The following is an 18,737-nucleotide window of genomic DNA, read 5'->3' on the forward strand; positions in this document are numbered from 1 at the left end:
TTTAAGGTTTCCACACGAATGGTTGAACGAGCTCCTCTTCGGTGAAAACCCTGTTCCTTGGTGCTCTCTCGAGAGGCCTCATTAGATGCTTGAAAACGCTGAAAGGCGGCTGGTAGCACTTACTCTCGAGTCTTCTCGCAACTACAAGCTTCTCCTTTTCAAGTGTAGTTGACTTAAAACCACAGTACCTACACTTGAAGCCCTTACCTCTACCAGCACTCTCCATTCGTCTACCGCACCTAGGGCACAGCGGGTTGCGGGTAATCACCTTGACAGCGAGATCTAGAATGCATATCTTTTCGAGGTTGAGAGTAGGGCCATGCAGGCTGCTACCAGGCCTCACACACCCCATTATTTCAACTCTATCACCCGGCTCAAGCTCCTCTACTATACTCCTGAATCGCTTAGCTGGCTCGTAGACTGCTACATCAATACAGCAGGAGTCACCACATACCTTGAAGATCACGTGGCCTCCCTGTATTCTACGAGGCTTCACGGATACAGTGGCAGTAGTTCTCACGCACATATACGGGTGGATACTACACACTGAGTCCACTGCGTGGAGATGGCTGTCAGTATGCTGGTTAGTACGGTAGATCGCCATGTACTCTACCGGCTCCTCGACTTCAATATACCTGCTTGCTTCGATTACATCACTGGGGGTTTCACCTCTAACCCCATAGAGGACGGGGTCAGGCCCCCTGGGTATTATCAACGGTCTCCCCGACTCGTAATCATAGTTTAGAATAGTTCTCCCTTTCATTAGCGCATCCATTCTAATAATACTCTCCTCGTTAATCATTCTTGGTTTACCAATGCGCTCTCGCAGCCTGTAGGCTAGCAGCTCATACGTGTAGTCTCCGGTGAGCATCTGGTTCCCTACTGCTGCTAGAGACCCTATTACCCCTCTCTTACCGGCAGGAGCGTATACCTTGATGTCCTCCCCGAGCTTCTCAACTACTCTTAAAGCAAGGCTTAAGGGGATGAAGTCGTAGAGTGCTCTCTTACCGTAGACCTCTAGGTAACCTGGTATACTGCCTTTAACAACTACTAGTGAGGGTTGATGCTTCGGGTTACGGTACTCAGCGATGTACTCGTCTACCTCTGACTCCAGGAAGCCTACTATATCGTTCAATCTTCCTTCATCCGCAACCTCGAGTCTTAAGGCTACAGCACCATTACCCCTGGTCTTCCAGGGTACAGCCGGGTTAAGCCTAACTAGGTTCGGGTAGTCCAGGAATCTTACTCCACTCATACCAGCAAGCTTGAATGCTATTCTAGTGGCTAGATGAGTTGTACAGCCTCCTAGAGGTGAGTCAACGTCATCTAGCCCCACGTGTATTCTAATTCCACTCAACTACCAGCCCTCTTCTTCATTAAGCAGAGTGCTCCAGCCACTATTAACGGTAGGGCTATGGTTGCATCAGAGTAGACTACAATGCTCTTACTGGATGGTTTTACTTTACCCCAGCTTACCGCTTCCCTCGGATGCGCTCCGCTAAGGCTTCCATCGTATTCTACTGCAGTGGTCACGTATATTGTGTAGTCTAATCCCTCCTTTAGCTGAGCCCACCATATTGTATGGTGCTTGCTTATCCCTCCCCCTATGATCAGAGCTCCAAGCCTTCTAGATGAGAATACCATTTCAGCAATCTTCTTCTCATCGCTTACTAAGTCAACTTCTAAGCCTATTGAAGCCTGCGTGAATACTAACTGGGATCCAAAGCTGCCGTCAAGTAAGCCTGGGACGAAGACAGGTATACTTTTCTCGAAAGCTGCTCGGAGAATGCTGTTTTCATCGCTGATCCTCCTGCCTACCTCGTAGAGGAGCTCGCTCACACTCCACTTCTTCTTAGTTTTAACTAACTCCTCGAACAGTCTTCTAGCGAACTTCTCGATTGCAGGCCCGTAGTTCTCTAATGGTATCAGTATATTGCCTAGTCTATGTATCTCCAGGGCTTTAAGCATGGCGTCATCGTAGAACCAGTCGCCCTTATAGTACGAGTGCCCGGTCCCCCTAGCTATATCGTGGTCTACTGCCCCGCATGTTGTTATAACAGCGTGGAAGAAGCCTTCCCTCAGCATCTGGGCTAGAATGCCTCGAATCCCGGTTGAAACTATGTTACCAGTGAAAGCGAGGAACCTAATTGCATCTTCATCAGTAATCATCTCGTAGAGTATCCGTGATGCCTTATAGATGTGTCCAGCCATGAATCCATGGGAGTCTCCAAGCTTTTCTACAAGCTCGCAGACACTTATATCACTTGAGACTCTTACATCTCTCACAGCATCCTTTAAGAGACTTAACCTCATCTCATCCAGGTTTAAGTTGCTCAATAAACCCCACCCGTGCTTCCTGTCAAGTAATCCATGCTATCTAAGCCAATATTATCTCGCAGGATTAATACTTTAGAAGTGGTAGACCCTCATGATGAGTGTTGAGAGAAGCATCCTACTCAAGATACTTGAGTTTAGGAGGATGCTTATAGATGAGCTTTCATCACTACACGGGATCTCGGAGGAGAGGCTCCGTGAAATCCTAGAGAAGTATAGCGGCCTAGTGGATATTAATGGTAGAATAGTAGTAGCCGTGAAACCCTTGGAGCTAGCTCTCAAGCTACTAGAGCAGGGTGTTAGTGTTGAGAGGATTAGTAGAGTAGTCAGCTGGAGGGACTTCGAGAGGCTTGCAGCCTACATTATGAGCGAGAATAAATATCTTGTTGAATCAAATATGACTCTAACAGCACCCGTGAGACTTGAAGTAGATGTTACTGGAGTAGACCCTGCCAGCGGGCTCACTGTAATCGTGGACTGCAAGCACTGGTCGCATAACACTAGAGGGAGGCTTATAGAAGCTGGAGTCAGGCACTTAGAGCGCGTAGCTAAAATAATACAATACTATGACCACTTGAAGAGTAAGTATAGAATACTAGAGTACGCGAGGAGCGTTATACCAGTCATACTAACCCTCCAGACACCCCCGTTAAGAGTTTATGAGGGGGTGCTCTACGTTAATGCTAGGGAATTCAATGAGTTCCTCGTTAACATCAGGTATGTAATGGATGTATTCGAAGTAAAACCTCTCCATCTTCCATCCAGGCTTTAACGAAAAGTTACTCTCAGCTTCAAGTTTACGAGTCCAGAGTGGAAGAGCAGGCTTTCAGATGCTAGGATGGTTCCTCCTTCGAGCTATAAAAGTTAAATATATCATGATAATATTACCTTATGGAGGCTGAATGCCATGGCCAGGCTTGTTTTACCTGAAGCTAAAGTATTCAAGGAGATAATTGGAGCTGTCGGCAAGCTAGCCGACGAAGTAGCATTAAGGATTACAGGTGAGGGTGTTTCACTGAAAGCCCTCGACATAGATCAGTCATCATACATTGAGGTCCTACTCCCCAGCGACATGTTCCTCGAGTACAATGTTAGCGAGGAGGAAATAGTAGGGGTTTCAACCAGTAATCTCAAGAAGGTGTTGAAGAACCTGAAGAAAGGTGAAAACTTAATCGTGGAGAGCAGTGGGGACTACGTTAGCTTTACAGTGGGAGCTATAGCAAGGAGAGTATATAGGTTTAGAAACCTCGAGGTCTCACTACCCGAGATACCCGAATTCAACTTAGAGTTTAATGCTTCAGCACAGCTTACATCATCAAGTATCAAGAAGATACTGGAGGATGCTGAAAGCGTTAGCAGCGTGGTTGAGATAGATGCTTCTTCAAGCGATATGCTAGTATTCAGGGCGAAAGGAACTGGGAAAGTCGAAGTGAAGCTAACCCTAGGCTCCCTAGCCCTTATATCACTAGACGTTAAAAAACCATCGAAATCCACGTATGATATTGCGAAGCTGTCAACAGTACTAGGCCTTACAAGCATCTCGGATACAGTGCTCCTTGAGCTGTCAGATAAAGCTCCCCTTAAACTGGAATTCAAGATAGGCTCCGGCAGAGTCACATACCTCCTAGCACCCATAGAAGAAGGGTAGTCCTACTGCAGGAGGCTTCAGCACACGCATATTTTACCCTCGGGCTCCCCCGCTTGGGAGTGTACCTCTATGACCTCCCCTAGTAGTATAAATGAGGCTAAACTAAACGCATCAGAGTACACGTGCCGCTATTTGAGCACAGCTTTCAGCGAATCCGTGATAATAGGTGTGGGTACGGGTTCAACAGTCAAGGTATTCATTGAGAAATGCAGGGATTTCCTAAGGAGTAGACTGCTCGTGCCATCCTCACTGGATACTGCTATTACTCTAGCATCCATGGGTTTCACCAGTATAGCTGATCCAGCCGTAGTTGATGAAATAGACGTGTATGTTGATGGAGCCGATGAAGTATCCAGGAGACTCGACCTTGTAAAAGGAAGAGGTGGGGCATTCCTGAGAGAAAAGACGCTTGCATTGAGAAGCAAGATGAGAGTATACATCGTGGATTACACGAAGTACACTGGGGCCAGCTACCTCTACGCGAAGCCTATCCCAATAGAGATTATACCTATCTCTGTGAAGTACACTCTAAGGAAACTCAAAGAGCTGGGTTACGGCGAACCAGTGATACGTGCAGGTTCAGGTAAAGACGGCCCTATAGTCTCAGATAACGGCAACCTTATAGTAGACTACCACCTGGTTAAGCCAGTCGAGAACCCCCTAGCCTTCCACAACACCTTAAAGCTTATCCATGGTGTTGTGGAAACAGGAATCTTCCCCTCAGAGCAGCTGGTTGATATGGTTGTAGTAGGGGAGCCGGTATCCGTGAGAGTTTTAAAGCCGGCGGGAGAATACACTGGAGGGCAGGTGGCTTAAGTGAGAAAGGATACTCATGTACTGCTAGGCTTTGCTGTGGGAATGTACCTAGGCTGGGATCTCGAGTCATCTATGATTGCAGCAGTGGTCTCCAGCATAGGAGCCTCTATCCCAGATATAGACTTGAAGTTTAAGCATAGGAAGACTCTTCACAACATCTTCGCTATGGCTGTGCTCGTTACTATAGTCTTGCTAGTATCATGGTTCACGGGTTCCCCGAGACATGAAAGCCTCCTGGTAGTTTCAGCACTAGCAGCTGGATGGCTGTCCCATGTTCTCTCAGATATGCTGAACTATCAGAAAGTGTTCATCTTCTACCCGTTCTCGGATTTCTCAGTAGCCTTAGGAGTAGCGAGGAGTAATAATCCAGTTTTAAACATGCTGTTGTCGGCTGGAGCTGCTGCACTAATATACTTGAGGCTCCGAGAGCTAGGAGTTGTAGTTTAGCGGGAAAGAATCCTAGCTGTGTTTTCTCCGAGCGACTTGACGTGAGAGTAATCCTAGTGCTACAGCTACTGTAAGTGTGACCGCTAACCCTATAGTAGCATACGTGTGGGCTTGATCACGGAGCTCTCGGATTCTATTGAGTTCCTCGTTAATCCTGGTTGTATTGGCTTTAAGAAGAATATTCTCTGAGGAGCACGTGGCTAGCTTATCATTCAACTCGCTGACTGTCTGGTTTAACGTTGAAATCGTGTTGTTCAACTCGTATATCTTGGTATTCAACTCTGAGATGTTAATATCTCTCTCTGAGATAGCTTTCAACACGCTACTATACCCTAGCGGGGTTATTGAGCTACTAGCTAGAAGCAGGGAGACTAGCTGGCTGCTCGTAAGCGTTAAATCCACCTGCTGTACTCCACTGCCTACTAGAGCTAGATACCCGCATCCACTAGTACTACCTCCAGGATCAAATACTGCTATTAAAGCGTTCCCTCGGCTGGCTCTAACTGATGCAAGAAGCATTCTAAAGCCCTCGTATACTGTATCTAAGTATTTCTGCGGTATACTCCCTCCTGTAATGCTCTTTAAGACTGATAGCTGAGGCACATACACGTGTACCACTGGCGTGCTAGGATTACTTAAAGCTAGCTTTAAGACATCTATTAGAGACAGCATGGTTTGATTAAGCCACCAGGATGCTGCATCCTCAGGTAGCTCTAGGAAGAGCCTGCTGTAATCTAGTACTAGATTCCATGCTACAGTGTCTGCAATAACGCTCTTTAAACCGCTACCCATGCCCACCCCGATCATAATACTACCTGGATAGAATAGAGTGATGTTCCCTTCACTTGCCTGGATCACGTAGAACGTCATAGTGTAGTTCCCAGCCTCCACTCTCCCCGTGCTGTTCTCGAGAACGTATATTCTGGGAGGTGTGAGCTCTCTACTCTGAGAGGTATTCAGCTGCCATATGTACTCTCCAACCTCTATTGTTAGCACGCCGCCAGTAAGGTTTACACGCATGCTCACGCCTATATCATCCCAGTAGATGCTTTCATTAGCTCTTAGAGTTAGGAGCCTGGGTGGAATATACTTGCCTGTGAGATTGTAGAGTGGGTTGTATGAGTATGAATTGATGGAGGGGTCTACTAGAGGATTGTTCACCATGGCAGTATTATTCCATAATACTAGTACTCTCGACTGATTGACATCCCTGTACGTGACAGTTTCTTCATGCGGCTTAACACCTGTAGTCAGCCAGTACAAGTAGTAGAGGGGGCTTAAATTCTCTTGGGGTTCCACTAGGTAGAATCCTACTGGAGTTGTGTTGCCGTATACTTCTCTTATAATGTTGAGGACTACTTGATGATTCGAGTCGGGTAGGTAAATGTATACTACAGCGCTGGGTGTGACTTGAGCTGAGACTGAATTCCCGTAAGCGAGCACTAGTATTAGAGATAAGAGTGAAACAGCCAATATAGATTTAGCTGCACTCATATGTATCGCCCTTGATATATAGAATATAGGGGGTGAAGTTTTTATAGGATAGTCTACCACGCGTCGACCCTCACCCTATAGTATCTCGAACCCCGGGCTTCCTGAAGTATAGTTTTATGAGGGCTCTGAGAGCCTTCTATACGCTTAATGTAGAAGGTAGAGGACTGGTAAGAGGGCTTGGCTATCTAAGATAAACCAGATGAAATTGAAGAGTGCTTTTCAAGCCCTATATACTCTATGAGGGTGTAGAAGGAGCTCGAGGCTGAATTAATTGCATGTGCTTGTAGTCGGCTTGCTACCACAGGATTCTGGTAAAACAACTGTAGCTAGAGCTCTCGCAGGAGAGTTGAAGAAGAAGCATAAAGTCTTCTATTTCAAGCCTATAGCTGGGCACAGCGGGTGGTATCAAGCTGAAACTATATCTTTTTCTCTAGAGGCTGGGTTACTCGTCGGCCACGACGCATATGTGGTTGCACGGGAACTCGGCTTACTAGATAAGCTGCGTCTTGTAAACCCCGTGGACTTGCTGACAATGCCCCTAGACCTGTTGAGATTCCAGGGTTCCGTGAGATTCTACGTGGATTCCATGAGTAGTGTTGTCTCGCAGGCTGTTCTACTGCGAGTAAGCCATCCGAAAAGTATTGACGAGTACTATGTTGTTAGAGACAATGTCGAGAAGCTGGGTGATTTCACCCGCCGTATCCTGGACTCCCTGATAGACAAGTTCAGCAGAGCTGAGAGTACAGTCTTCCATGAAGTAGAGAGTAGGAGTGTAGCAGGAATTCTCGGCAATACAGAACTCCACAGCGAGCTGGGTGGTATCTACGAGGATCTCGGAGACTATGATTTCGTGGTGACTGAGAGCTACAATAACTCCTCGACACCTCTGGACTCCTCGTTAAATGCTGATCTAGTCCTTGTTGTAGCACCGACGAGACTACTATTGTACGATGGTTCAAGATACCGTCAGGCTGTTAGAGCTCTCGCATTCGGAAGGCCGGCTTGGAGCGTAGAGGTTGCCAGTGTAGTGGATATCTTGAAGAAACCACGCTACACGGCGAGCATACCCTACGCTTGGAGCAGCGAGTTCAATGAATTTATAAGTAGCCTAGCTGAAATTATAGGAGATCAATAATATGGAGAACTAGCTATTAGCAGGTGTTATACTTGCAGGGTAGCTCTGGATTTCACGGGGTAGTTCCGAGAGCCACAGGATCCGAGATTCTATTCGAGATCGCTTCCACGCTGATGAATACTGCAGCCAGCGGGGACGAGAAACTGTTCGCCAGGATCTTCCTTGAAGTATATGAGAGTGTAGTAAGGGATAGACCGAGCTCCATGGCTCCACTAAACACTCTTAGATTAATCGGTGAATACTTCATTGAAAATGGATTGCGAGGTATTAAGGATTACATTAGTAGCCTGGTTGAAAAATACAATGAGAGCATTACACTAGCAGCCGAGATAGCTGCTAGACGTGTTAGCGATGGGGAAGCAGTAATAACTAATAGTAATAGCTTAACTCTCAGAAGACTCTTCGAAGCCCTCAGCCGCAACAAGACCCGCGTGAAAGTCTACGTGACTGAGTCCAGGCCCGGTCTTGAAGGCTTACTGATGGCTGAGCACCTCGAGAAACTAGGCTTTGAAGTATACCTGATAGTCGACTCAGCTGTACGCTTCTTCATGAAGAATATTAATAAAGCTGTACTAGGTGCTGAGGCTGTAGCCGCTAATGGAGCCGTGGTCAGTAAGGTGGGTACCAGTATCATCGCCCTAGAGGCTCGCGAAGCGAGAGTTAGAGTATTCGTGGTAGCTCCGACACTAAAGTTCAGTGTTGAATCAATTTACGGAGAGCTACTCAAGCTACCTGAAGGCGACTGGAGGCTATTAATGAGTGAGGATGAGAGGAGGAAGCTTCCCGAGAACTACACAGCTCTCGCACCACTATATGATGTCACGCCGCCAGAGTACATTGATGCTATCGTGACAGAGAAAGGGTTGTTCGCTCCTCAAGCCATACCAGTAGTTATCCGTGAGATATATGGTTCTTATCCACTGATGATAAAGCCTTTTGAAAGCATAGTATCAGAGGTAAGGAGGCGGGCAAGTTGAGCGAATTGAAGATCCCCGAGAGAGTCCTAGAGATAGCTGATGGAATAAAAACCATGAGGATACGCGGGGCAGGTAAGATCGGGCGTGCAGCCGCAGAGGCATTGAAGATCGCTGCTGAGGAGTACAGCGGCCCCAAGGACCTCCAGGTATTCAAGAAGTATATTGGAAGAGTGGCAGACATACTAGTGTCAACTAGGCCTACAGCTGTCAGCCTACCAAACGCTGTAATGTATGTTCTCTCAGGCATGGCTAAGAGCTCAGATGACTTTGAGTCGGCTAGAAGCGCTATTATAGGCTCGGCTCAAAGGTTTATCGAGGAGAGTCTTAACGCTGTGAAGAAGATCAGCGAGATAGCTGCTAAGAGAATCAAGGAGAACTCTATTGTGCTAACCCACTGCCATAGTACTGTAGCCGTGAATACTCTCACAGAAGCATACCGTCAGGGAAGAATAGTGAAAGTATACAGTACTGAGACACGGCCATTCTACCAGGGTAGGATAACAGCTACACAACTACTCAGCAACGGCGTGCCCGTCATCCAGATACCCGACAGCGCTGTGAGATACGTGATGAATGATGTAGACTATGTTGTAGTGGGAGCTGACACTGTAGCTAGTAATGGAGCAGTAGTCAATAAGATAGGCACCAGCCAGGTTGCATCTATAGCGAAGGAAGCTAGAGTACGCGTCTACGTTGTAGCTGAGTCATACAAGTTCTCGCCGGTAACACTTGTAGGAGAGCTAGTTCCAATCGAGTTCAGAGACCCCAGAGAGGTAGTCTCAGAAGAATGGCTGAAGCTCCATCCAGGCGTCAAAGTGCTGAATCCTTCATTCGATGTCACGCCGCCAGAGTACATTGATGCTATCGTGACAGAGATTGGAGTAATACCGCCTCAAGCAGCCATACTAGTGCTCATGGAGAGGCTTGGATGGGCACTAGAGAAGATTAAAGAGGGGCTAACATCATTTAGTAGCTTGAAGTGGGAGGATCTACTGGAGTAGATAGCTTATGAAAGGAGGCATTGATGTATCCAAGTTGAAAAGAGAGATTATAGCATTAATTGATGAGTCATCCGAGCAGGTATACAAGATAGCCTTCTACTCTGACCCCAAGGTATCCTCAATTATGGATCGCTTAATCTCCGAATGGGAGCGCAACCAGCAGAAAGGAATACCGCTGGATTATGCTACTGAGGATGAAGTGAGAACCCTACACGATGTAGCAGTTAAAATTGCTAGAATACCCCCGCAGGAGCTTCAATCAATGTACCTTAGGAGGATAATGCCTGGTGGAGGTGGGTGGAGTGAGTGATGACTTGAAGAAGAAGGTAATCGAGGTGCTGGAGACTATAGCTGACCCTGAGATAGGAATAGATGTATACAATCTCGGATTAGTCTATAATATCGAGGTGGTGAACGAGAAGAACGTGAAGATAACGATGACTCTAACAACAATGTTCTGCCCTCTCGCCACGACACTACCATTAATGATCATAGATGCCTTAAAAGAGAAGCTTGGTGTTGACGCTGACATAAACTTAGTATATGAGCCTCCCTGGACACCTCTCATGATGACTGAGAAAGGTAGAGAGATGTTCAAGGAGAGATTCGGCTACGATATAGTAGAGGAGTACGAGAAGAGCATGCAAGAGTCTAGAGAGTAGAGTATAGAAGCATATATTTTTAAAGCAAAGAGGATACTATATTACTTCTCTAATTAGGCTGGGATCCCTCTATGTCCTGGAGTATTTTAGCCTTGCTGAGAGAGAACCCGGAGAAGTTGAAAGAGCATGTTAGAAAACGGTATATTGATCCTAGCATAGTTGATGAAGCATACAAGCTGGATGCCGAGTGGCGTAAACTACTAACCGAGGTGCAGGAGCTTAGGCATAAGCATAATGTTATAAGCAGGGAGATCCCCAGGCTTCAGGAGCCTGAGAGAAGTGCTAGAGTAAGAGAAGCGAAGGAGCTTCTAGCCCAGCTAGAAGACTTGGAGAAAAAGCTAAGAGAGCTCGAGGAGCAGCGGGAGGAGGTGCTACTCAAGCTACCAAATATAGTCCACGACTCCACTCCTATAGGCCCAGACGACTCATATAATGTCCCTATTAGATTCTGGGGTAAACCAAGAGTATGGAGAGAGTACCTTGAGCAGTTTAAGCAGCAGACTGAGAGGTACGGGTTTAAAGTAGACTACGAGCTAATAGACTGGAAGCCAGTCGGCCACGCCGATATGCTCGAGAACGTGCTTAAGCTAGGCGATACAATTAAGGCTGGCGAGGTCGCTGGAAGTAGATTCTACTACTTGTTCGACGATATAGTATTCCTTGACATGGCTCTCTTAATGTACGCTATAGACTATCTGACAAGCAAGGGCTACAGGCTTGTCCTACCACCCTACATGCTTCGCCGCAACATCATGTCTGGAGTCATAGATCTAGCTACATTCAAGGATGCAATATACAAGATTGAAGATGAGGATCTATACTTGATAGCTACAGCAGAGCACTCTCTTGCAGCCCTCCACGCGTTCAGCGAGATACCGGAGGATGATTTACCACTGAAGTATGCTGGTGTATCACCCTGTTTTAGGAAGGAGGCTGGTGCTGGAAGCAGGGATCTTAAAGGCATATTCAGAGTCCACCAGTTCCATAAAGTCGAGCAGTACGTTTACGCTAAACCCGAGGAGAGCTGGGATCTCATGGAGGAGTTAATTAGGAACGCTGAGGAGTTATTCCAGGGCTTAGAGTTACCCTATAGAGTTGTCAACATAGCAAGCGGGGATCTAGGGGCACCAGCAGCCAAGAAGTACGATCTGGAGACATGGATGCCGGCTCAAGGATTATACAGGGAGATGGTTAGCTGCAGTAATACAACAGACTGGCAGTCCTATAGACTGAAGATCCGGATGGTGCGCAGGAAGGGTATGGTGAAAGAATTCGTGCATACACTTAACAGTACAGCTATAGCGAGCACGAGAACTATAACAGCCATTCTTGAAAACCACCAGAATGAGGATGGAACAGTAACCATTCCTAGAGCACTAAGAAAATACCTCGAGGTATTCAAGAAAGCTCCGAGAGACTACATTCACCCCTCTAGGAAGAAGGAGAACTAGCCCTCTCTCTTTAAAACTTTTACATCATCGAGATTTCTAACGGGGGTTGCTAATGAATGTTGCTGAAAAAGTAGTCAAGGTTATTGTTGAAGTACGCCTTGATTTCAGTGAGGAGAGTGATAAAGCTTTAAGAAGAGTCTTCTATGTTGCCGAGGAACTACTCGATAAATATGGCGTGTGGGTTGAAATTATTCCAGAGCACGTGTGGTTTACAGATCCATTGGAAGCTGAAGTAATGGATCTCCCGCAAATATACATTAACGGTAAGCTTAGATTCATAGGTAGAGCCCCATCCATAAGCGATCTAAAATCAGCAATAATGGAGAAAGTAGGGGTTCAGCCAGCTAAGAGAGAAGAGGCAGGAATCGTTGGCACCAAGCTCTATGATGGCGGCGGGATAGGGGACGCTGTTCTCGCATTTTAAGCGGTAAAACCTTACTACTATCGGAGTCTCCTTAACTTCCATGCTACGCGAGAGCCTGTAGATCAAGCTTGAGGTACTGGAGTTTAAGGCTTCACTACTGCTCGTAGAAGCGTCTAGCTCGTGGGCTGCACTCCTCCTGTCACCCGTAAAGCCAGTGTAGTAGTGTAAAGAAGGTTTAGCGAGACGTTTGCTACTTCTAGTGCCAGTGAGAGTTAAAATGCTCTTTTAATTATTGCATTTAAACTCGTGAGTAGTGATTTCAGGGTGGTATAGGCATGTCTGCTGGAGTATTCAGTAAGATCTCCCCGCAGACCCCTGGCCAGGAGGAGTTCGTGAAGGCTCTAAGCGATAAGAACTATGAGATTATAGGTTTATTCGGGCCTACTGGTACAGGTAAGAGTCTCCTAAGCATACTATACGGCTTAGACTCTGTGATGAGCGGTAGATACAAGAGGTTCATTATCTCACGTCCGGTGGTTGATGTAGTAAGTGGTAGAGAGTTAACAGCAGCAGATCTAGGCGAGGAGTACTACGAGCTGGCTTCAACGTATATTCGTGATATAACATCAGGTTTCATAGAGTGGAGCACTATCGAGGACTTAATGAAGAAGGGGATGCTGGTTATAGCGGACTCACACTACCTTAGAGGCAGGACATTCGACGACTCAATAGTTTTCCTAGATGATGCTCAAAGCATTCCAGTAGAAGGCGCGATAGAGATAGTTATGAGGATAGGAAGGAATAGCAGGCTAATAATTGCAGGCGACCCGGTATTCCAGAGGACAACGGGTAGCAGGGATTCAGTAAGCATGCTGAGAGAAATACTACTAGGTGAGGATACAGCCAGGGTAATAGACCTCGGCTTAAAAGATATCGTTAGACCTGGAGCTAGACGAGGAATTAAACTGCTATTGGAGTCGAAGATGAGATCCAGGGAGCTCAGTGAAGCCGAGAAAGAGATATTCAATACAGCTAAGATTAGAGCTCCCGACGCTGATCTAATTACTATAGTAGAGTTCACGGAGTTCAAGAAGCAGTATGATATCAAAAGCGAGGCTGCCCCTGATGCCCTGATAATAGTCAAAGAAGGCTTCATGGCTAGACTTATAGGTAAAGGCGGGGAGAGAATCAGCAGTATTGAGAAGGATACAGGCTACAAGCTGAGAGCAGTCGAGATGACACTAGACTTTAAACCACTGATAAAAGCTGTACACCCGGTAAGCTGGGTATACAAGCACATCCTTGATGTAGATTTCGCTGGACCAGACCTCATGGTTAAAGTAGCTAGTGAGGGATATGGAGCCTTCGTGGGGCAGAAAGGAGTGCACGTCAGATTCCTTGAAAGCGTTACTAGGAAGCTTCTAGGAGTCGGTGTTAGAGCATTTGAGGTTGAAGCTGAGAAAGAGAAGAGTAGAAGGAGAAAGGAGAAGTAGCTTCCACGAGCCTTGGGAGAACCAGTAGTATAGTTAATATGAGTGCTACAGCTACCAGGAGAGCTGCTAGTACCACTATTTTGTACTGTGTTCCTGTACCTCTACTACTCCATTCACCCATGGAAGGACTGCTCGGGGATTCAAAGGTAGATGTGGGTGGCGGCGTGAACGTAGTGCTCGAAATAGGAGTACTCTCAGTTGTCTGTGTTTGAAGCGTCTGAGTGCTTGTCTCCACTAGACCCTTGTACCTCCTAGCAAGTTCTTCTACATACCCCTGGATGCTTGAGACGGCACTCTCGCTTCTCGCAACCAGGCTTAAATACTCGCTTTCATTTAAGACTGCGAGGACCTGCACCCCATCTATCTCCTTATGCAGGTTGACTAATTCCTCAACACTTGTCTCGTTGACAAGGGTTTCACGAGTGTAACCTTCAAACACGAAGGGGTATTCAAGTAGGGAGCCGGCTAGAAAATCGAGAGACAGCCATCCGAGGCTCGGGATGTAGGCAACTGTAAATGCGTGTGGACCGTTATAGAGGAACACGTAGGTCACATTCTCTATACTAGTGGTGAATACCCCGCTCTCATTAATGTCTGGTATGTAGACGTACCCGTAAGCGATTAAAGCCGGTATATGATAGTAGTTTAATAGCTCAACGAGAACTCTCGATAGATCATCACAGTCCCCTTGTCCTGTCGAGATGACTTCATCTATTGACCGAGGTATTGATGAACCATTATAAGTGAAGTACTCTCGGTATACGAAGTAGGCTGCATTAACAGCTAATCCTAGACTACTTGCCGAGGAAACCGGTATCCCATGGGTTTCATTAAACCATTTCTCGAAAGCTGGTACTACAACCTCAGCAATCTTACTGTACGGTTGTCTAACATACTTCTCCACGAGATCACTCGGCATGCTTGCATTCAGGCTCGGCGAGTACATAGGGTTTCTGAATGCTAACTTATAGTATTCTAGGAGACTACTACCATCCGGGTAGCAGACTGTTATCCTAGATGTGAAGAACCCGAAGAATCCTCGGCCTATAGAGGTATTAAAAGTGAACTGCTTAGAGGAGTCATTGAAGACGACATTATATGCTAGCAGGGCTTCCACTGTCTGCTGGAATCCTTCATCTAAGGTAATATTACCTGGAGTCTCAAGGATCAAGGTATCATTTACTGTTGAATTATAGATGTCTATGGCGTTAAGGAAGTAGAGGGTTGCACACTTAGTGTGGAGAAGACTTTGAGCCTGCTGGATTGAGGTAGAAGGTGCTGTTGTATAGAGTGCTACCACTATGACTGCTACTGCTATAAGTGCTAGTGTATCATGGTATCTCAACATCTATTACCACCTGGTGTAAGCGTGGCCCCACATTCCTGATCTTCCGTAAGCCTGTAATCCTGTACTCTCCTACCTTAAGGTTTGTTAGCCTCTCCGCGAGTATTTCTCTAGCTTTAACCCTGTAGTCCTCGCCTTTCAACGCTTTGACATGAAGGTATACGTGTATCCAGCCTCTCCCGTCTCTTAAAGCCCTTAATGCTTTATCAAGGTATTCGAGAGCTAGCTCCGGAAACGGCATTAAAACCCTATCACTGGAGTTAGCGAGCTTTGACTCCACGACTACAGCTGCATCCCCGAGTATGGGTTCGACGATGTCCTCCACGTGGTTCAACCTTATGTTCTCCACCATGTAGTAGTAAGCATAGGGGTTTATATCAATACTGTATACTTTCCTCGGCTTAGCGTGCTTAGCAATTATTATGCTGAATAGCCCAGCTCCAGCGAACATGTTGAGAACTACTTCGCCGGGTTTCACGAGCCTGGCAATCCTAATATGCTCGTAGTTAAGACTAGGAGAAACGTAGACTTTATTTATATCTATCTTAAATGAACAGCCATGCTCCCTGTAGAGAGTCTCACTCCTAGGCTCCCCAGCGAGTAGCACGTGGTCTCTAAGCCTGTACTCTCCTTTAACACCTGGAATAGCAGCCCAGACACTCTTAACGAAGTTGAAGTGTTTGAGTAGCTCTTCTCCAAGAGGCTTGAGAACCTCTGGGTCTAAGCCTAACGGCACTCTAATTAATGCTAAATCTCCAATGAACTCTACTCTTCTCCATACTTTCCTCGCAGCTTCCTCTCCAAGCACTTTCCTCGCGAGCTCTTTCACCAGGGAGCCTCTGGTCATAGACTGCACTTTAAGAGTTGTTTCTCCTGGTGACGAATAGCATTGTGTGTTGAAGGATTAAAATATTGGAGTAGCAGGCAGGTTAGAATCATAAGCTTTTATGCTGATCGAGTTCTACCTGTATAGCTACAGATATCTCTGAGAACGCACTTACTGCAGAGGGGGTTTCGAGCCCTGCATACTCTTCTACCATGTGTTATAAGGTAGAGGTGTAAATCAAGGTAGTTGGATGGTGAAGTATTCTCCATCCAGAATCTCGATATATCCAGGTATCTTCTACTCGAGGTGAAGCCCAGCCTGTTGGTTATCCTGGCTATATGTGTGTCCACGGGGAAAACAGGCTTGCCGAAGAAGCGTAGGAGTACTACGTCGGCTGTCTTATAGCCGACTCCTGGGAGCTTCACTAGGAGTTCCCGCGCCTTCTCAACGCTGCCTTCACGTGTAATCCTGCTGGTTAACTCCTCGCTGAAGCCAGGCTTGCTGAAGTATTCTGCGAGCTCTTTAAGCACTCTAGCCCTCCTCCTGTGCATTCCGGCAGGCTTCAAGGAATCCTCGACGACCTCTAGGCTCGCTGAGAGGAGTGCTGAAGGTGTTATCTTACCTCCGAGAGCTTCCCTGAGCCTGATGAGCGCTTTCACAGCGTTCTTATCACTTGTGTTCTGGCTTAGAACTACTGCAACTAGTACTTCAAATAGACTGCTTGAATCAATATTCTCGTCTGAAACCACGAACTCCTCCTGTCTGAGCAAGTGGGCTTTCCGCAGTCTCTCGAGGACTAGGTCTCCAATCCTAGCATTAAACTCCCTAGGGATAAATCCTCCCCCTATACCTTGGGAACGGTAGTGTATCTCTTATATGCTCTAAGCCCATGATCCACATGGCTACTCTCTCTACCCCGAGACCGAAGCCGCTGTGCTGTACACTCCCGTATTTCCTCAGGTCGAGGTACCACTTGTAGTCGCTGGGGTTTAAACCCTGCTCAATTATCCTATTGTAGAGTCTATCGTAGTCGTCTTCTCTTTCCCCGCCTCCTATTATCTCCCCGTAGCCTTCAGGAGCTAGAAGATCGAATCCCAAGACGACGTTAGGATTCGATGGATCAAGCTTCATATAGAAGCTTTTAATTTGCTTCGGGAAGTGCGTGATGAAGAAGGGTTTATCGAATTCTACCGAGAGGATCTTCTCTTCGTCTGCTCCCAGGTCGTCACCCCATTTTATTTGAACCCCTTTGCTTTGGAGGATCTCGATTGCTTCATCGTATTTTATCCTCGGGTATGGTGGCTCCATTGCAGGCTTAAGCTTCTCAATATCTCTGCCTAGGTCGGTGAGCTCGCTTCTTCTTTCCTCGACAACTCTCCTGACTATGTAGGCGACTAGCTCTTCGGCAACCTTCATCATATCCTCCATGCTATACCATGCTGCCTCCGGCTCGAGATGCCAGTACTCTGCGAGATGACGGCGTGTCCTAGATTTCTCGGCTCTAAAACTAGGGGTTAAACTCCAGACTTTTTCGAGCACGTAGATTAAGGCTTCAAGGTATAGCTGCGCGCTTTGACTGAGGTAGGCTGTTTGCTCGAAGTACTGGACTGGGAAGAGTGTTGCACCCCCCTCGCAGGCTGAGGCTGTTAGTATAGGCGGGTTAACCTCCCACCAGCCGTTGGATGTAAAGTATTCTCGCCCGGCTTGAATGATTGTATGCTTAACTTTAAAGATCTTCGCGAAGCGAGGGCTTCTAAGCCATAAGTGCCTGTTATCCATCAAGTATTCGAGTCCCTCGCCGCCTTTAATCGGGAAGTCCCTGCTGGAGCCGATGATCCTAAAGGAGTCAGCTTCTATCTCGTAGCCTCCTGGAGCACGCGGCTCCTTCTCGAGGATTCCGCATGCTGAGACACTAGCCTCTAAGCCTATGTTCTTTAACTCTCTGACGAGTTCTTCGCCGAGCTTCGAGGAGTCTACAACCACCTGGATTACTCCAGTAGAGTCTCTAACTCTAACGAAGGCTTTCCCACCCACCACGCTCCTCCTGTATATCCAGCCTCTCACGCAGACGCGCTCACCAACCCTGCTGTCATTCATTATGCCAGCTATACTCTCAGTCATTCCTGTCTCACCAGTGCTCTATTAAGTCACCATTCTTCACGGAGAGTTATTAATTAAGATGGCTGGAAGCCCCCGAGCCATCACGTATGCATCTTCTCCATCAAGATAGTATCCTTTCTCAATCTTCACTTTCCTGTAGCCTAGTTTCTCGTAGAGAGATATTGCCGGCGTATTGGAAACTCTTACCTCGAGATAAGTTTCACTACACTTATAGTGGTAGTACATTGAGTGCATTGCATGAGCCATTAAAGCATAGCCGAGACCCCGTCCTCTATGCTCGCTTAGAACTGCTATACTGACTACATGGCCGCTTCTCGCTAGAAGTCTACGCGTAAAGCCAGGCTTCCACTCAATCCTAGTCATCACGTACCCCACGATCTCGCCGCTTGGAGATTCAGCAACATAGAATGCTTTACTGTAATTCTCGTAGAGGTCCATGAAGAAGCTGCGAGGATAGTGTTCAGGTAGCGACACCATGTTGATCTCTATGATTCTATCAATATCGTTTTCAACCGCGTTTCTAACTTTATAGCCTGGTGCTTCTCTCCGCAGTTTCTCAAGAGCTGTATTTAGCAGTGTATCAACGTGATATGCATGATCTTCTTTACTCATAGCTGAATCCC

Annotated in this window: 20 protein-coding genes; 12 read left to right on the forward strand and 8 right to left on the reverse strand. The window is 46.8% G+C overall.

Annotation, left to right across the window (positions count from 1 at the left end):
• Window position 1: 1 nt before the first annotated feature.
• Both OWQ48_05380 and OWQ48_05385 read right to left on the reverse strand, forming a co-directional pair.
• Window positions 2–1,357, reverse strand: coding sequence for a tRNA(Ile)(2)-agmatinylcytidine synthase (locus tag OWQ48_05380; GenBank protein MCY0868641.1), 1,356 nt, complete (start codon window positions 1,355–1,357; stop codon window positions 2–4).
• Window positions 1,354–2,313, reverse strand: a complete 960-nt coding sequence (locus tag OWQ48_05385; protein ID MCY0868642.1) for a deoxyhypusine synthase — start codon at window positions 2,311–2,313, stop codon at window positions 1,354–1,356. The genes OWQ48_05380 and OWQ48_05385 overlap by 4 nt, the downstream gene beginning before the upstream one ends.
• Before the next feature lie 118 nt (window positions 2,314–2,431).
• Here OWQ48_05385 and OWQ48_05390 point away from each other — a divergent pair, with 118 nt between their 5' ends.
• The 4 genes from OWQ48_05390 to OWQ48_05405 all read left to right on the forward strand — a co-directional run bounded on the left by OWQ48_05390 (window position 2,432) and on the right by OWQ48_05405 (window position 5,245).
• Complete coding sequence (locus tag OWQ48_05390; GenBank protein ID MCY0868643.1) at window positions 2,432–3,106, forward strand: hypothetical protein; 675 nt, start codon at window positions 2,432–2,434, stop codon at window positions 3,104–3,106.
• A gap of 135 nt (window positions 3,107–3,241) precedes the next feature.
• Window positions 3,242–3,982 carry a DNA polymerase sliding clamp gene (locus tag OWQ48_05395; protein MCY0868644.1) on the forward strand — a complete coding sequence of 247 codons (741 nt, stop codon included), beginning with the start codon at window positions 3,242–3,244 and terminating at the stop codon, window positions 3,980–3,982.
• A 69-nt stretch (window positions 3,983–4,051) separates the two neighbouring features.
• Complete coding sequence (gene rpiA, locus OWQ48_05400; protein MCY0868645.1) at window positions 4,052–4,798, forward strand: ribose 5-phosphate isomerase A; 747 nt, start codon at window positions 4,052–4,054, stop codon at window positions 4,796–4,798.
• Window positions 4,799–5,245: a metal-dependent hydrolase gene (locus OWQ48_05405; protein MCY0868646.1), complete on the forward strand. Its 447-nt coding sequence runs from the start codon at window positions 4,799–4,801 to the stop codon at window positions 5,243–5,245.
• A gap of 12 nt (window positions 5,246–5,257) precedes the next feature.
• On the opposite strand, the gene OWQ48_05410 is transcribed toward OWQ48_05405, so the two are convergent.
• Entirely contained in the window at window positions 5,258–6,718 is a 1,461-nt protein-coding gene (locus OWQ48_05410; GenBank protein ID MCY0868647.1) for a hypothetical protein, read from the reverse strand.
• Window positions 6,719–7,016: 298 nt separating this feature from the next.
• On the opposite strand from OWQ48_05410, the gene OWQ48_05415 reads away from it, so the two are divergent.
• The 8 genes from OWQ48_05415 (at window position 7,017) to OWQ48_05450 (ending at window position 13,822) form a co-directional block, all read left to right on the forward strand.
• Complete coding sequence (locus OWQ48_05415; protein MCY0868648.1) at window positions 7,017–7,874, forward strand: ATPase; 858 nt, start codon at window positions 7,017–7,019, stop codon at window positions 7,872–7,874.
• A 32-nt stretch (window positions 7,875–7,906) separates the two neighbouring features.
• Complete coding sequence (locus OWQ48_05420) at window positions 7,907–8,851, forward strand: initiation factor 2B (protein ID MCY0868649.1); 945 nt, start codon at window positions 7,907–7,909, stop codon at window positions 8,849–8,851.
• A complete protein-coding gene (locus tag OWQ48_05425; GenBank protein ID MCY0868650.1) occupies window positions 8,848–9,852 on the forward strand; it encodes a ribose 1,5-bisphosphate isomerase in 1,005 nt (334 codons plus the stop codon). The genes OWQ48_05420 and OWQ48_05425 overlap by 4 nt, the downstream gene beginning before the upstream one ends.
• A 7-nt stretch (window positions 9,853–9,859) precedes the next feature.
• A complete protein-coding gene (locus OWQ48_05430; GenBank protein MCY0868651.1) occupies window positions 9,860–10,162 on the forward strand; it encodes a hypothetical protein in 303 nt (100 codons plus the stop codon).
• A complete protein-coding gene (locus OWQ48_05435) occupies window positions 10,155–10,514 on the forward strand; it encodes an iron-sulfur cluster assembly protein (protein MCY0868652.1) in 360 nt (119 codons plus the stop codon). Before OWQ48_05430 ends, OWQ48_05435 begins: the two co-directional genes overlap by 8 nt.
• Before the next feature lie 71 nt (window positions 10,515–10,585).
• Window positions 10,586–11,965 carry a serine--tRNA ligase gene (serS, locus tag OWQ48_05440; GenBank protein ID MCY0868653.1) on the forward strand — a complete coding sequence of 460 codons (1,380 nt, stop codon included), beginning with the start codon at window positions 10,586–10,588 and terminating at the stop codon, window positions 11,963–11,965.
• 52 nt (window positions 11,966–12,017) lie between these two features.
• Window positions 12,018–12,389: a thioredoxin family protein gene (locus OWQ48_05445; protein ID MCY0868654.1), complete on the forward strand. Its 372-nt coding sequence runs from the start codon at window positions 12,018–12,020 to the stop codon at window positions 12,387–12,389.
• 275 nt (window positions 12,390–12,664) lie between these two features.
• Window positions 12,665–13,822 (forward strand): PhoH family protein, encoded by a 1,158-nt coding sequence (locus OWQ48_05450; protein ID MCY0868655.1) that lies wholly within the window; start codon window positions 12,665–12,667, stop codon window positions 13,820–13,822.
• Here the strand turns inward: OWQ48_05450 and OWQ48_05455 are convergent.
• The 5 genes from OWQ48_05455 to rimI all read right to left on the reverse strand — a co-directional run bounded on the left by OWQ48_05455 (window position 13,764) and on the right by rimI (window position 18,726).
• The gene (locus tag OWQ48_05455; GenBank protein MCY0868656.1) at window positions 13,764–15,170 is read right to left on the reverse strand and encodes a transglutaminase-like domain-containing protein; all 1,407 of its coding nucleotides are present in this window, start codon (window positions 15,168–15,170) and stop codon (window positions 13,764–13,766) included. The genes OWQ48_05450 and OWQ48_05455 overlap by 59 nt on opposite strands.
• Window positions 15,154–16,014: a class I SAM-dependent methyltransferase family protein gene (locus OWQ48_05460; protein ID MCY0868657.1), complete on the reverse strand. Its 861-nt coding sequence runs from the start codon at window positions 16,012–16,014 to the stop codon at window positions 15,154–15,156. Before OWQ48_05460 ends, OWQ48_05455 begins: the two co-directional genes overlap by 17 nt.
• Window positions 16,015–16,112: 98 nt before the next feature.
• Window positions 16,113–16,742, reverse strand: a complete 630-nt coding sequence (locus OWQ48_05465; protein ID MCY0868658.1) for an endonuclease III — start codon at window positions 16,740–16,742, stop codon at window positions 16,113–16,115.
• 76 nt (window positions 16,743–16,818) lie between these two features.
• Entirely contained in the window at window positions 16,819–18,114 is a 1,296-nt protein-coding gene (gene asnS / locus OWQ48_05470) for an asparagine--tRNA ligase (GenBank protein ID MCY0868659.1), read from the reverse strand.
• Between the two features lie 36 nt (window positions 18,115–18,150).
• Complete coding sequence (rimI, locus tag OWQ48_05475) at window positions 18,151–18,726, reverse strand: ribosomal protein S18-alanine N-acetyltransferase (protein MCY0868660.1); 576 nt, start codon at window positions 18,724–18,726, stop codon at window positions 18,151–18,153.
• Window positions 18,727–18,737: the final 11 nt, after the last annotated feature.

Origin of the sequence: Desulfurococcus sp. (genome assembly GCA_026626905.1) — an archaeon.
Classification (GTDB): Archaea; Thermoproteota; Thermoprotei_A; order Sulfolobales; family Desulfurococcaceae; genus Desulfurococcus.

What these genes read in the sequence shown, in the direction of transcription:
- OWQ48_05455 (MCY0868656.1), bottom strand. Translation starts at nt 15,170, where the DNA reads ATGTTGAGATACCATGATACACTAGCACTTATAGCAGTAGCAGTCATA.
- rimI (MCY0868660.1), bottom strand. Translation starts at nt 18,726, where the DNA reads ATGAGTAAAGAAGATCATGCATATCACGTTGATACACTGCTAAATACA.
- OWQ48_05430 (MCY0868651.1), top strand. Translation starts at nt 9,860, where the DNA reads ATGAAAGGAGGCATTGATGTATCCAAGTTGAAAAGAGAGATTATAGCA.
- OWQ48_05460 (MCY0868657.1), bottom strand. Translation starts at nt 16,014, where the DNA reads ATGACCAGAGGCTCCCTGGTGAAAGAGCTCGCGAGGAAAGTGCTTGGA.
- serS (MCY0868653.1), top strand. Translation starts at nt 10,586, where the DNA reads ATGTCCTGGAGTATTTTAGCCTTGCTGAGAGAGAACCCGGAGAAGTTG.
- OWQ48_05390 (MCY0868643.1), top strand. Translation starts at nt 2,432, where the DNA reads ATGAGTGTTGAGAGAAGCATCCTACTCAAGATACTTGAGTTTAGGAGG.
- OWQ48_05445 (MCY0868654.1), top strand. Translation starts at nt 12,018, where the DNA reads ATGAATGTTGCTGAAAAAGTAGTCAAGGTTATTGTTGAAGTACGCCTT.
- asnS (MCY0868659.1), bottom strand. Translation starts at nt 18,114, where the DNA reads ATGACTGAGAGTATAGCTGGCATAATGAATGACAGCAGGGTTGGTGAG.
- OWQ48_05395 (MCY0868644.1), top strand. Translation starts at nt 3,242, where the DNA reads ATGGCCAGGCTTGTTTTACCTGAAGCTAAAGTATTCAAGGAGATAATT.
- OWQ48_05385 (MCY0868642.1), bottom strand. Translation starts at nt 2,313, where the DNA reads ATGAGGTTAAGTCTCTTAAAGGATGCTGTGAGAGATGTAAGAGTCTCA.
- OWQ48_05450 (MCY0868655.1), top strand. Translation starts at nt 12,665, where the DNA reads ATGTCTGCTGGAGTATTCAGTAAGATCTCCCCGCAGACCCCTGGCCAG.
- rpiA (MCY0868645.1), top strand. Translation starts at nt 4,052, where the DNA reads ATGACCTCCCCTAGTAGTATAAATGAGGCTAAACTAAACGCATCAGAG.